14 protein-coding genes are annotated in these 14,505 nt (G+C 22.1%); 3 read left to right on the top strand and 11 right to left on the bottom strand.

What is annotated here, in order from left to right:
• Position 1: 1 nt before the first annotated feature.
• The gene (locus GUU85_RS00645) at positions 2–1,291 is read right to left on the bottom strand and encodes a peptidylprolyl isomerase (protein ID WP_301951199.1); all 1,290 of its coding nucleotides are present in this window, start codon (positions 1,289–1,291) and stop codon (positions 2–4) included.
• Between the two features lie 206 nt (positions 1,292–1,497).
• Here GUU85_RS00645 and GUU85_RS00640 point away from each other — a divergent pair, with 206 nt between their 5' ends.
• Entirely contained in the window at positions 1,498–2,265 is a 768-nt protein-coding gene (locus tag GUU85_RS00640; RefSeq protein WP_163119004.1) for a DedA family protein, read from the top strand.
• A 100-nt stretch (positions 2,266–2,365) separates the two neighbouring features.
• Here GUU85_RS00640 and rplY read toward each other — a convergent pair whose 3' ends face one another.
• Positions 2,366–2,650, bottom strand: a complete 285-nt coding sequence (gene rplY / locus GUU85_RS00635; protein ID WP_163119003.1) for a 50S ribosomal protein L25 — start codon at positions 2,648–2,650, stop codon at positions 2,366–2,368.
• Between the two features lie 45 nt (positions 2,651–2,695).
• The gene (nfo, locus tag GUU85_RS00630) at positions 2,696–3,538 is read right to left on the bottom strand and encodes a deoxyribonuclease IV (protein ID WP_163119002.1); all 843 of its coding nucleotides are present in this window, start codon (positions 3,536–3,538) and stop codon (positions 2,696–2,698) included.
• 491 nt (positions 3,539–4,029) lie between these two features.
• On the opposite strand from nfo, the gene glyQ reads away from it, so the two are divergent.
• Positions 4,030–4,968 (top strand): glycine--tRNA ligase subunit alpha, encoded by a 939-nt coding sequence (glyQ, locus tag GUU85_RS00625; protein WP_163119001.1) that lies wholly within the window; start codon positions 4,030–4,032, stop codon positions 4,966–4,968.
• The gene (gene glyS / locus GUU85_RS00620; protein WP_163118999.1) at positions 4,943–7,015 is read left to right on the top strand and encodes a glycine--tRNA ligase subunit beta; all 2,073 of its coding nucleotides are present in this window, start codon (positions 4,943–4,945) and stop codon (positions 7,013–7,015) included. Before glyQ ends, glyS begins: the two co-directional genes overlap by 26 nt.
• Before the next feature lie 20 nt (positions 7,016–7,035).
• On the opposite strand, the gene yajC is transcribed toward glyS, so the two are convergent.
• The 8 genes from yajC to infC all read right to left on the bottom strand — a co-directional run bounded on the left by yajC (position 7,036) and on the right by infC (position 14,502).
• Positions 7,036–7,371, bottom strand: a complete 336-nt coding sequence (gene yajC, locus GUU85_RS00615; RefSeq protein WP_163118998.1) for a preprotein translocase subunit YajC — start codon at positions 7,369–7,371, stop codon at positions 7,036–7,038.
• 1 nt (position 7,372) lies between these two features.
• Positions 7,373–8,500: a tRNA guanosine(34) transglycosylase Tgt gene (gene tgt / locus GUU85_RS00610; RefSeq protein WP_163119762.1), complete on the bottom strand. Its 1,128-nt coding sequence runs from the start codon at positions 8,498–8,500 to the stop codon at positions 7,373–7,375.
• A 927-nt stretch (positions 8,501–9,427) separates the two neighbouring features.
• A complete protein-coding gene (locus tag GUU85_RS00605; RefSeq protein WP_163118997.1) occupies positions 9,428–9,727 on the bottom strand; it encodes an integration host factor subunit alpha in 300 nt (99 codons plus the stop codon).
• A 4-nt stretch (positions 9,728–9,731) separates the two neighbouring features.
• Entirely contained in the window at positions 9,732–12,125 is a 2,394-nt protein-coding gene (gene pheT, locus GUU85_RS00600; protein WP_163118996.1) for a phenylalanine--tRNA ligase subunit beta, read from the bottom strand.
• Between the two features lie 9 nt (positions 12,126–12,134).
• Complete coding sequence (pheS, locus tag GUU85_RS00595) at positions 12,135–13,124, bottom strand: phenylalanine--tRNA ligase subunit alpha (RefSeq protein WP_163118995.1); 990 nt, start codon at positions 13,122–13,124, stop codon at positions 12,135–12,137.
• Between the two features lie 192 nt (positions 13,125–13,316).
• The gene (gene rplT / locus GUU85_RS00590) at positions 13,317–13,673 is read right to left on the bottom strand and encodes a 50S ribosomal protein L20 (RefSeq protein WP_163118994.1); all 357 of its coding nucleotides are present in this window, start codon (positions 13,671–13,673) and stop codon (positions 13,317–13,319) included.
• 40 nt (positions 13,674–13,713) lie between these two features.
• Positions 13,714–13,911, bottom strand: a complete 198-nt coding sequence (rpmI, locus tag GUU85_RS00585) for a 50S ribosomal protein L35 (protein WP_163118993.1) — start codon at positions 13,909–13,911, stop codon at positions 13,714–13,716.
• Between the two features lie 51 nt (positions 13,912–13,962).
• A complete protein-coding gene (gene infC / locus GUU85_RS00580; RefSeq protein WP_163119760.1) occupies positions 13,963–14,502 on the bottom strand; it encodes a translation initiation factor IF-3 in 540 nt (179 codons plus the stop codon).
• Positions 14,503–14,505 lie beyond the last annotated feature (3 nt).

Below are 14,505 nucleotides of genomic sequence, written 5' to 3'. Positions count from 1 at the left end.
ACTATGATGATTTGATAATTTTTATATAAGATATTTTTTTTAGATCTCGTATCCATTCTTGTTTTGCTAATATTTTTTTATGAGTTAGTAAAATTCTATAAGCTTGTTGTTTTTTAAAATTATAAAATTGATTTACTTGACGTGTATCTAATAATTTAAATATATGCCAACCAAAATGAGATTTAATAGGTTTACTAATATGATTTTTATTAAATTTTAATTCTAATTTATTAAAATTAGTATGCAGTAATTCTTTTGATACCCAACCTAAATCACCTGTTTTATCAGATATATCAGAATCATCAGAAAAATGCTTCACAGCATAATCAAAACTATACATACCTTTTTGAATATTTTCATATATATTTAAAATACGTTTTTTATTTTCTGAATCATTCAAGGATGATGATTTTATCAAACAATGCTGTATATGAAATTCAGTAACTATATGTTTTTCATTCTTATTTATATCATGTATTTTTAATATATAAAATCCTTTAGATCCTAAAATAGGCCCTAAAATTTCTCCCTTTTTAGTAATATTTAATTTATGAGATAATTGGTGATGTATATCAAATAAAGACATCCATAACATTTTTTTTACTAAAATATTTTTATCTTCTTTCAAATCAACTAACAATTTTTCGAAACTATGACCCTGTTGAATTTTGTCTTTAATTCTTTTTACTATTGTTTTGATATGATGATTTTTTTGATTAGAGTATTTTTTTGAAGTAGGCAGAAAAATATAACTGAAATTAATTTTTTGTAATTGATTATGTGATTGAATTAATTTTTTCAACATTTCATTGATTTCTGCTTCTGAAATATTAATACGTTTATTCAGTTCATAATTCTCTATTATTTTAATTTTTAATAATTCTTCAATATTTTTTATATAATAATCATAATAATGATGATTTTCTTTATTATATGAAATAATATGTTTTTTTAATTCTGCAACACTAATATTTTTTTTTAAAGCAATCTTTTTTATAATATTATTAATTTGTTCTTTCGTTACTACAATGTTTATTTTATTAGCTTCTTGCAGTATTAAAGAATTAATAATTAATTTTTGAATAATATTTTCTTTTAAAAAACTTTTTTTTAATAATTGATTAACATTATTGTCTTTTTTTAAAAAAGATAAAATTTGATTAACATCACTATCTAATATAATTTGATCATTAACAATAGCCACAATTTTATCTACTACATATGTTTTAGCTGAAACATGAAACATGCTGCCAAAAATATAAATAATTATAAAAATAAAAAATTTCATGATGCTCCTTTTTTTGTTTATTAATAATCTAGATAATTAAGATGCGATAATAAATAATGTTATCATTATTTTAATAATATAATAATTATTATATTTTTTAAAACAAATAAATAAATTATAATATTTTTCTTGAGATTGTATAAAAAAAAATATAAAGTATAAAATATTTGTATAAAAAATTTAATTTTAATATAATATAATGAGCAATTATGGAATCTTGGATAGAATTTTTTATAACACAATCTTCAATATATTCTTTATTATTAATTGGCATGGTTGCTTTTTTAGAATCTCTTGCTTTAGTAGGACTGTTATTGCCAGGAATTATTTTAATGACAACATTAGGTACATTTATTGGCAATGGAAAATTATTATTTTATCCTGCCTGGATTGCTGGTAGTATTGGATGTTTATGTGGTGATTGGGCATCATACTATTTTGGATTATATTTTAAAAATTGTTTAACAAAATTAAAATTTTTAAAAAATAACCAAAAATTAGTTGATAAAATTACATCTGTTTTAGATAAACATAGTATAATCGCTATTATTCTTGGAAGATTTATAGGACCAACTAGACCATTAATGCCAATGATATGTGGTATGCTTAAATTATCATTAAATAAATTTATTTATCCTAGTATTATTGGATGTATATTCTGGCCTCCAGTATATTTTTTCCCTGGTATTATTACAGGAATCGCTATTAATATACCAGAAAGCTCACAAAATAATTATTTTAAATGGCTATTATTAATAATTTCAATATTAATATGGATTGGAATATGGCTTTTATCAAAATGGTGGAAAATTAAAAAAATTAATAAAAATAATTCCATTTTTGTCAAGAAAAATATAATTGGATTTTTATCTTTTTTAACATTGTCTGCTGGAATAACAGGATTAATTGCTATACAATTTCATCCTACTATGTTTATGTTTCGACATATTTTATTTACTATATTATTTAAATCATAATTAATGTCAAACTATTTATTTATTTTTATGTGTAATATTGAAATTTATAAAAAACAATTGATTTGAATTCATATTTAGAAAATAAACAGATTTAATTACATTAAACATATATAAAGTCAATATGTAGCAATTTTAATTTAAATGAATGTCTTTGAATCAAATGTACTTTAACTATATATTCTTGGTTATTAATTAATAATAATATATTTTCATTATAAAATTCTGATTTTTTCTGTAAATTAAAAAGAGAATTATGATCTAATGTTAGCAAAATACTATTTTTATTAATGCCATATACAATTCCAGGACACTTATTATGCATACGTAATCTTCTACTAACACTTTTACCTTTATTATTTCTTATTTCTGCAGTTAAAGTTAACATATTAAATTCTCTTCTATAATATTAAAAATTATATAAATTTATGTGTTATTTTTTATGTGATCGTAACCACTGAATTTCTTGTTTCCATATTTTGGGATTAATAGTTTCTAAAATCATAGGTATATTAGAAAAATTATTATTTCTTATAATCCAACTAAACGCTTCTGTTCCTATTTTACCTAGACCTAAACTTTCATGACGATCAACACGACTATTAATATTCTTTTTTGAATCATTTAAATGTATTCCTTTTAAATATTTTAATCCGATTATATTATTAAATTTGTTAAACGTATTCTTACAATCTTGTATAGTTCGTAAATCATATCCTGATACAAATAAATGACAGGTATCGAGACATACTCCAATTCTAGATTTATCATGAATATTATCAATAATTTCAGCTAAATGTTCAAAACAATACCCTACATTTGTTCCTTGTCCTGCAGTATTTTCTAATACTGCTGTAATATTTTGTGTTTGATCTAAAATCATATTAATAGAATGAGAAATTCTTGATAAACAAGACGATTCAGTAATTTTATTTAAATGACTACCTGGATGAAAATTTAAAAAATTTAAACCAAGTTGACTACAACGTGTCATTTCATCTAAAAATAATATTTGTGACTTTTTTAATAATTCATCAACTGGATGACCTAGATTAATTAAATAGCTGCTATGAGGTAAAATTTGATTAGGTGTAAATTTATATTTTATACATAAATTTTTAAAACAATCAATTTGTTTTTGAATTAGTGGCTTAGCATACCATTGAATTTGATTTTTAGTAAAAAAAGAAAAAGCTGTTGCGTTAATTTGACAAGCGCGTAAAATGGTTTTTTCTACACCACCAGCAGAACTAATATGTGCGCCAATATAATTCATATTGTTCCTATTAATTTATATAAAAATGATAAAAAATTTTAAATATTTTAAAATAATTTTATATTTATTTGAACATAATTATTATCAATATATTTTATCTATCAAATAAAATACTCATATAATACTAACAAAATTAATTTTAATCAATTAAAATTCATTTAATATTATACTAATTTGATTAAACATTGAGATTAAAATAAATTTTATTTAGTAAAAAAATAAAAATTTTTTTATAAAAATCTTTATACAATCTAAATATTATAAATATTTTATTTATATACTTAAAATATTTGTTATTTTTATATATAATTAACTATTAATAAATTATCTTTATTTTTCATATATATCATTGTATGCTTTTTATATTTCATATAATAATCTTTTTTATATAAAATATAAAATTTTTCAAATTTTTCTATGATATAAGATTTTTTAACTATTATTAAGAATAATTATAGAAAAGAATATATATTTCTATATCTGGATATAACATGAAACATAATTGTAATGATTTTTATCATTTAATTGATATTTTACAAAAATACTGGTTACAACAAGGATGTACTATTTTTCAATCATTAGATTTGCCAATTGGTGCAGGAACATTTCATCAAAAAACTTTTTTAGGAACTATTGGACCAGAGCCAATACGTGCAGCATATATACAAGCTTGTCGTCGACCTTTAGATGGAAGATATGGAGACAATCCCAATCGACTGCAACATTATTATCAATTTCAAGTTATTATGAAACCACCTTTAGACGATATTCAGAATCTTTATTTACATTCATTAAATTTATTAAATATTAATGAAAAAATAAATGATATACGTTTTGTAGAAGATAATTGGGAAAATCCTACATTAGGAGCATGGGGTATTGGTTGGGAAGTTTGGTTAAATGGTATAGAAGTTACTCAATTCACTTATTTTCAACAAGTTGGTGGATTGGAATGTAATCCTATAACAGTTGAAATAACATATGGTTTAGAACGACTGGCTATGCATATACAAAAAAAATCTAATATCTATAATGTTATTTGGAATATACATAATAATAAAAAAATTACTTATGGTGATATCTTTCAACAAAATGAAATCGAACAATCTAAATATAATTTTCAATATTCTAACATTGATTTTTTATTTTACACTTTTGAACAATATATACTAGAATCAAAACAATTAATTAAGTTAACAAAACCATTATTATTAGTTGCATATGAAAATATTTTACAAGCAAATCATATATTTAATTTACTAGATGCAAGAAAAGTTATATCAGCCAATGAAAGACAAAATTATATTTTACGTATTCGTAAATTAACTACTCAAATTGCAAAAAAATATTTAAATCAAAGAGAACAATTAGGTTTTCCTTTATGCATTCACACAAGAGAAAAAAATGAAAACACAAACACTATTAATTGAAATAGGTACTGAAGAATTACCCTCTAGATTACTTAATAATATATCTCTTAATTTCTATAAAAATTTTATCACTGAATTAAACATATTGAATATTCGCTATAAAAATATTTTATGTTTTTCTACACCAAGAAGATTGGCATTAAAAATTGAAGATATGAATACAGAAAATCAGTATATAGAAATCGAAAAAAGAGGTCCATCTATTATTCAGTCTTATGATAAAAATGGGTGTTTAACTGCAGCAGCTATTTCTTGGTTAAAATATTATAAAATTAATATACAAGATACTGTGCGTTTAAAAAATAAAAAAGGTGAATGGTTATTATATAAAAAAAAACAACAACAAGAGCAAATAGAATCCTTAATACCTAAAATAACTGAATCCGCACTTAAAAAAAATTATTTCATAGCACCAATGCGTTGGGAAGTGAGTAATCAAAAATTTTTTCGTCCTATTCGTAATATTGTAATATTATTGGATCATCAAATTATTTCAGGAAAAATATTTAATATCAATACTAATCGGATTTTACATAATCACATTGCTTACAAAGAAGATAAAATTATTATAAATCATGGCAAAGAATATCCTGATATTTTATTGAAAAAACAAAATATTCTTGCTGATTATATAGCTCGTAAAAAAATAATTATAAAAAATATCAAAGAAACTATAAAAACAATTGATGGTTATATTGAACAAAATAATATTCTCATTGATGAAGTAACTAATCTAGTAGAATCACCTGTTATACTATTAGCAACTTTTTCAAAAAAATTCCTTAAAATACCTAAAAAAATATTAAAATATATAATAGAAAAACAACAAAAATGTTTTCCAATATACAATATTAATCATTCTATAATGCCATATTTTGTATTTGTATCTAATATCCAGTCAAAAAAATCAACAATGATTATTGCAGATAATGAAAAAGTTATGCATTCTAGACTTTCAGATATTGAATTTTTTCTACAAAACGATAGAAAAACAATATTAGAAAATCATTTAATTTCTCTAAAAAATGTATTATTTCACAATAATCTTGGTTCATTGTATGAAAAAACATTACGTATTCAATACTTAATAAGATGGATTATTCAACATTATTCAGAAAATTTAGAAGATGCAAATAGAGCAGCAATATTATCAAAATGTGATCTTTTAACAAATATTGTATGTGAATTTCCAGAATTACAAGGTACAATAGGAATGTATTATGCATTAGAAAATAAAGAAAAAAAAGATATTGCTCTTGCTATTGAAGAACAATATCTACCTGCATTTTCAGGAGATAAACTACCAATAACTCCTATAGGTTCTGCATTATCTATTGCTGATAAAATAGATACTTTATCAGGTATGTTTTATATTGGAAATATTCCTAGTTCAAATAAAGATCCATTTGCATTAAGACGTTTAGCTATTGCAATACTACGTATTATTATAGAAAAAAACATATCATTAGATTTAAAAGAACTAATTAACAATAGTTTATCTTTATATAATACAAAATACATCAAGAATTCAAATGTATCTAACCAAATTATTGAATTTTTTATATCAAGATTATTTTACTGGTATCAAGAAAATGGATATAATAAAAAAATTATTCAATCAGTATTGTCGTATAAATTAACACAACCAATAGATATTCATAAAAGAATACAAGCAATATCTATTTTTCAAAAATCAAAAAATTCAAAGTTAGTGATGTTATGCATTAAAAGAGTGATAAATATTTTAGATAAAGCAAATCAAACACTTAATACTGAAATAAATACTCAATTAATGGAAAAAGAAGAAGAAATAATGCTATTTAATCAAATTAATAATCTATATATACATACAAAAAATTTATTTTTGGAACAAAAATATGAAGATATTTTTTTAAAAATTGCAGATCTAGAACAACCTATATATCATTTTTTTGATAAAGTCAAAATACATCATGATAATACTAAAATTTTTTTAAATCGATTAATTTTATTAAATCGTTTTAAAGAATTGATTTTTAAAATAGCAGATTTTTCTTATTTATACTAAAATCATTAATAAAATAAATATCATAAAGATTTTAAAGTGCCTTTAGGTAATAATGATGCTATAAAATCTTTTTTAATTAAAACTTCAGTTGTTTCATTTAATTGTAGAAAAATATATCCATTTTGTGTAACTTTATTAATACGTCCTAATAAACCACTAGTAGTTATAACTTCATCCCCTTTCATAAGAGAGTTCATAAGATTAGTATGTTCTTTATCTTTTTTTTGTTGTGGACGAAAAATAAAAAAATAAAATACTAATAAAAATACAATAATCATAAATATAAAAGAATATGAATTGTGGTTTCCTGAAGATTCAGTCATAAAAGCATTAGCATTTTGAATTAAAAAATTCATTTTATTGTCCTTGATATTTATTGATAAGATTTTTCTTTTGGTTATAAAAATTTAATTGAAATTGATGAAAAGTATTATTTTTTATTGCTTGTCTTATGTTTGACATTAATGTTTGATAATAATGTAAATTATGAATGGTATTTAAACGCGCACCTAATATCTCATTACAAGAATCTAAATGATGTAAATAAGAACGAGTGTAATTTTTACAAGTATAACAAGAGCAAGTATTATCTAAAGACGATAAATCTTTTTCATATTTTTTATTTCTGATTTTAATTATACCATTTGTTACAAATAAATATCCATTTCTGGCATTGCGAGTAGGAATTACACAATCAAACATATCTATACCATGCTTCACTCCCTCTACTAAATCTTCAGGTTTACCTACTCCCATTAAATAACGTGGTTTATTTTTTGGTATTTGAGGACAAATATATTGTAATATTTTATACATTTCGTATTTTGACTCACCTACAGCTAACCCACCTAATGCATATCCATCAAAATCGATTTTTATTAATTCTTTAAGAGAAATTTCACGTAACTCTGGATATATTCCTCCATGAATAATACCGAATAATAAATTTTTATTTTTAGATAAATCAAAATAAAAACGACTTTTTTTTGCCCATTCTAATGATCTTTTCATAGAATCTTTAGTTTTTTGCCAATTATTAGTATATTCTATACATTCATCAAAGACCATAACAATATCAGAACCTAAATTTAATTGAATATTCATAGATATTTCGGGGTTTAAGAAAAAATTTTTTCCATTAATATGGTTTTTAAATAACACTCCTTCTTTATTAATTTTACAAAAACGAGAAAGACTGAAAACTTGAAAACCTCCAGAATCAGTTAGAATAGGACCCGGCCAATTCATAAACTTATGCAATGTGCCATGTATTTTAATAATATCTTGACCAGGCCGTAAAAATAAATGAAATGCATTAGCTAAAATAATTTTACTACCTGTATTTTTAATCTCATTTGTACTAATACTTTTAACAGCTCCATAAGTTCCAACTGGCATAAAAATAGGAGTTTCTATTATTTCTTGTTTAAAATTAAAACAACCATATCTTGCATTTCCATCTTGATGTAAAAGTTTAAAATGCATTTTTTCTCCAAAATCTTTATATAAAATTTTCAAAAAAATTTTCTTTAAAAATATATAACACGAATTTATTTTAAGATATATAAAATTACATAGTTTAAAAATATTAATTGATGAGAATGGCATAAATACGTATAATATTTATACGAATTAAAAAATACTAATATAATTAAAATTGATTGAGAAAAAATTATTAAATTATATATTGTTATAATTATTTGAATAATTAAAATATATATAAAATATTAACAGTATTACTATAATATTATTATTTTATTTAATCATATAATATCATATGTATGATATCAAAAAAATGTAACAGATTATATCTGTTAATAATTAGATGATTCATGTGATATAATTTATCTTATAATTTAATAAATCTATAAATTTCATAAACATAAAATTAAAATATAATTTTACAATGTATACTATAATAAGATAAAATTTATTCATAAATATTTTATATAAAAAATTAGAAATAAAAAATTTTATAAAATAATTAATCATCTATACAATAATCTATTACATTATAGGAAATACAATTTCAGAAAATAATATTTATATAATTAATAATAAAATATTTTATACAAACCTGATTATTAACAAACATATTCATATAAATATTAATTTAAATTTATTTTTTCTGAAGAGATAATATTTTGTATTAATCTTATTTAGATGTAGTTATGTATATTATTTGAATAAAATTTATTATACATCATTTAAATTAATTAAATTGCTAGATTAATGTCATTAATAATATTGAAAAATAATATAAAATATACTACTAATTAATCTATGAATTGCGATTGAAAATAACTAAAAATTGTTAATTAATAAAAAATATAGATAATTTCGTTAAAAATAAAAGAAAAAATTAGAAATAATTATTTTATGTTTAAATTACTAATATACAATATAAAAATTTCATATTTTTTTTATTAAAAAATTATCAATTTTATCTTTTAATTTTCGACCTGCTTTAAAAGTGACAACTTGCCTAGCTTTAATTAAAAAATCTTCTCCTGTTTTAGGATTTCTGCCAGGTCGAGAATTTTTATTTTTAACGTAAAAATTACCAAATCCAGATAGTTTTACATCTTCTCCTTTCTCTAAAGATTTTCGAATTTCTTCAAAAAAAAATTCTACTAATATTTTAGAATCTCGTTTAGTTAGATGAAATTTTTCAAATAAGTGTTCTACAATTTCAGCTTTTGTTAATACCATAACTTTATTTCCTTAACATCACTTGAAATTTCTTTTTTAATACTCCTATACAATCATGAATCATTAAATTAATTTCATTATCTTGTAAAGTTCTTTGATAATTTTGAAAAATAAAACTAATACCTAAACTTTTTTTCTTATTTAATAACTCTTGATAAGAATATACATCAAATAGATTTACTTCTACGTTTTGATTTATAAAAAAATCTTGACATATTTTAATAACATCATGAATGATAATGTCATCTGATATTAATATTGAAATGTCTCGTCGTATTGTAGGAAATTTTGAAATATCTTGAAATTTTGATTTTTTAATAATATTAAAAAAATATTTTAATGATATTTCAAATAAAAATGTAGCACTATCAACATTTAACTTATTTTCTAATCTCGGATCAATTGCTCCAATTTTTCCAATCATATTATTCTGAAAATATATAGATGCACTTTGCTCAGGATGTAAGCCAAGGATTTTTTCACGTCTAAATTCTATATTATTCAATTCACATATTGAATCTAATATCAATTCCAAATCACCTTTCAAATCATAAAAATCCATTTTTCTCATTTTAAACAACCAATGTTCTGAAAAATAGTCTCCACTAATTGCTGCTGCTAATAAAAATTCTTGTTTAATTCCAAGGTTATCCTTTTCATTTATTGAAAAACATAATCCACTTTCAAAAATACGTATACTTTTTTGTTGACGGTTTTTATTATGAGAAATATTTTTAAGTAAACCAGGCCATAATGATGAACGCATACATGACATATCTTGAGAAATAGGATTGGCAACTAAAATATTTTTTTTATTTTTAAAAAGTAACTTTTCTATTTTTGGATCAATAAAACTATAATTTATAACTTCATGATATCCTTTATTAATTAATATAATAGCAGATTTTTTTAATAAAAAATCTGTTAATTCATTTTTTTTATTATAGTTTAAATCTTCTTTTAATGGATGCAAAAAAATATTATTATAGCCATATATTCTTAAAATATCACTAATGACATCTTCTTCTATTAATATATCAAAACGCCAACTAGGAGGAACTACATCCCAAAAATGTTTCTGAAAATCGTATTTATAATTAAGATTATATAAAATATTAGAAATAGTTGTATCTTTAAAATTAATACCTGTGATTTTTTTCAATGTTTTATAATATAATCTAATCGAATAATTTTGATACAATAATGTATTAATTTTTTTATAATTAATGACGCTAGATTGACCTCCACATATATTTAAAATTAATTTAGTAGCATATTCTATAGCATATTTTTGTAGAGATGGATCGATACCATAGTTATAATATTCTAATATTTTATTAGAATTTATTGTTTTTGAAATATTATCAATTGATTTTTTATTGATGATAGCAGAACTTAAAAATATATTTTTAGTTTTTTGATTAATATCAGCATAAATAGTATGAATATTACCAGGAAGAGATAATATTTTATTTTTATCAGCAAACACTAATATATTTTTATTTAATTTTATTGTAATATTATTTTTCAAAATAATATTTTCTTGATTTTTTGCCATACGAATAATGATATGATTATCATCTATGTTATCTGAATTAAAGATATTTAAAGGTTGTCCGATTTCGATTAATATATAATTAATAATATTAGTAATAATATTTTCAGATAACATATCAGAAAAAAATAATTTTTTTTTCATCCATAAAGGAGTATCTATATTAACGTTAATATTATTAATCATTTTTCCTAAAAAACATCTACATTCTTTTTTTGCTTCAATATTAATATCTATTTGTTTCGTTAAATGAATAGGTACTGATATATTTTTTAAATCTGGCTGTTTAAAATTATTTATAGCTGATATATTTCGTGAGATGCCTAAAATGCTTAATCCATCTGGGCGATTTGACGTAGTAGAAATTTTAATAATTTTATCTTTTAATAATAAATAATCATAAACATTCATACCCAAAGTAGTGTCTTGAGGTAATTCAATAATTTGATCATTTTGAGAAAATATTCCTAATTCATAAAAAGAACATAACATTCCTTCTGATAATTGGTTATGTATTATTTTTTTTTTAATGGTAATATTATCTGGTAAAATAGCACCAATAGTAGCTACTGCCACTTTAATTCCATAACGACAATTCGCTGCTCGACATACAATATTTAATAATTTTTCCTGACCTATATCAACTTTAACTATTTTATAATTATTAGATTTAGAATCAATAGTACATTCAACTATTTTACCTACATAAACATCAGTAAACATTGGATTAAATTCTTGAATATACTCTACTTCAATGCCAGAGTTAGCAATTTGTTCACATAATGTATTACTATCAATTTTAATTTTGATCCATTCACGTAACCATTTTTCACTAAATTTCATTTTATCTCACTAATTATATTTAAATTGATTTAAAAATCTTAAATCATTATCAAAAAAAGATCGAATATCATATATTTCATAACGTAACATCGTCATACGTTCCACACCTATGCCAAATGCACAAGCAGAATATATATTTGGATCAATATTAACATTTGTTAATACATTCGGATGCACCATTCCACAACCTAATATTTCTAATGTTTGTAAAGTATTTTGATTGATAATATCTACTTCTGCAGAAGGTGTAGTAAAAGGAAAATAGGATGGACGAAATTGAATAGATACTTTCTTTCCAAAGAAATAATATAAAAAATTGTATATTATCCATTTTAAATTAGAAAAAGTAATATTTTTATCAACTATTAAACCTTCAATTTGATGAAACATAGGAGTATGTGTGATATCGTAATCATGCCGATACACTTTACCTGGAAAAATACATCGAATTGGTGGTTTTTCTGATTTCATGATACGAATTTGCATATTTGAAGTATGAGTTCTTAATAATCTATTAGAGTCAAACCAAAAAGTATCATGACTATTACGAGCAGGATGATTCTTAGGAATATTTAAAGCATCAAAATTGTGATATTCATCTTCTATTTCTAGACCATTAATTGATTGAAAACCTAATGTAAAAAAAAAATTTTTAATATAATTCATTGTTTGTGTTATAGGATGTAAACAGCCATTATTACAACGACGACCAGGTAAAGAAACATCAATTTTTTCTTTTTTTATTCTTGTTTCTAATATCATTTCAGTTAAATATTGACTATGTTGTTTAATATTCTTAATAATTTCTTGTTTTTTTTGATTAATAATACTATATTTTTTTTTATCTATACACGAAAAATTTTTTAAATTTTTTATATATTCCGTTAAAATCCCTTTTTTTCCTAAGTATTTAATTTTAATTTGATCTAATTCGACAATAGTTTTAGTCTTTTTGATATCTATTTTAATTTGTTTAAATAATTTATTTAAATTTAACATTTTTTTTGTTTTTTATTTTGATAAAATTGCAATGAAACATATAATAAAAAGCTTCCAAAAACAGGAAGCTTATTTTTTTATATGAAATATAACGCATTTAGATATAATACAAAATATTGTATATAATATTATTAATTGATCTAACTGGAGGGGAGATAAGTTGTCCCCTCTTAATATATTATAATTCAATATTTATAACAAAGCTTTTTTTGCTCGCTCAACTAATTGATTAAATGAAAAAATATCACATATTGCAATATCAGATAATATTTTTCGATCAATATTAATCGAAGATTTTTTTAAACCAAAAATAAAATTACTATAAGACATTTGACTTTGACGAACAGCGGCATTAATACGTGAAATCCATAATTGACGAAATTGTCTTTTCTTTTGTCGTCTATCACGATATGCATATTGACCAGCTTTAGTCACTGCCTGACATGCAACTCTATAAATACGTGAACGAGCTCCATAATAGCCTTTTGCTTGTTTTAAGATTTTTTTGTGACGAGCATGTGCAATGACGCCACGTTTAACACGAGCCATGTATGCTCTCCTATTTGCAAAATCTTAATAAAATAAATTTTTATACATATGGTAAAAAAGATTTAACTCTATCTACATCTCCTTTAGATACTAGAATCTTAGAACGAAGATGACGTTTTTTATGTGTTGTTTTTTTTGTTAAAATATGACGTAAATTTGCTTGTTTACGTTTAAATTTACCAGATGCAGTTTTTTTAAAACGTTTAGCTGCACTTTTTAAAGTTTTAATTTTTGGCATAAACTATTTCATTTAAAATTATAAAAAGAAAATATAATTGGTGTATTAACACTATTTTTTCTTAGGAGCTAAAATCATTATCATTTGACGACCTTCAATTTTTAATGGAAACGATTCTACAATAGCTAAATCAGTTAAATCATGTTTAATACGATTTAAAACATTGATACCAATTTTTTGATGAGCCATTTCACGACCCCTAAATCGAAGAGTAATTTTTACTTTATCACCATATTCTAAAAATCGTATTGAATTACGCAATTTAACTTGATAATCACTTTCATCTGTTCCAGGTCGAAATTTTATTTCTTTTATTTGAATGATTTTTTGTTTCTTTTTTTGCTCCTTAGAAGATTTACTTTTTTCATAAAGAAATTTTCCATAATCCATAATACGACAAACAGGAGGCTCAGCATTCGGACTAATTTCTACTAAATCCAATCCTAATGCTTCAGATTTTTCTAAAGCTTCACGTAAATTAACTATCCCAATTTGATTACCATCTATTCCTGTTAGACGAACTTTAACAGCACGTATTTCACTGTTAATTCGATTAGGACGTATTAATTGCATTCTTTTTCCACCTTTAATACT

Origin of the sequence: Buchnera aphidicola (Uroleucon sonchi), from assembly GCF_011035165.1 — a bacterium.
Classification (GTDB): Bacteria; Pseudomonadota; Gammaproteobacteria; order Enterobacterales; family Enterobacteriaceae; genus Buchnera; species Buchnera aphidicola_BE.
This window is presented reverse-complemented; position numbering and strand designations above follow the sequence as displayed.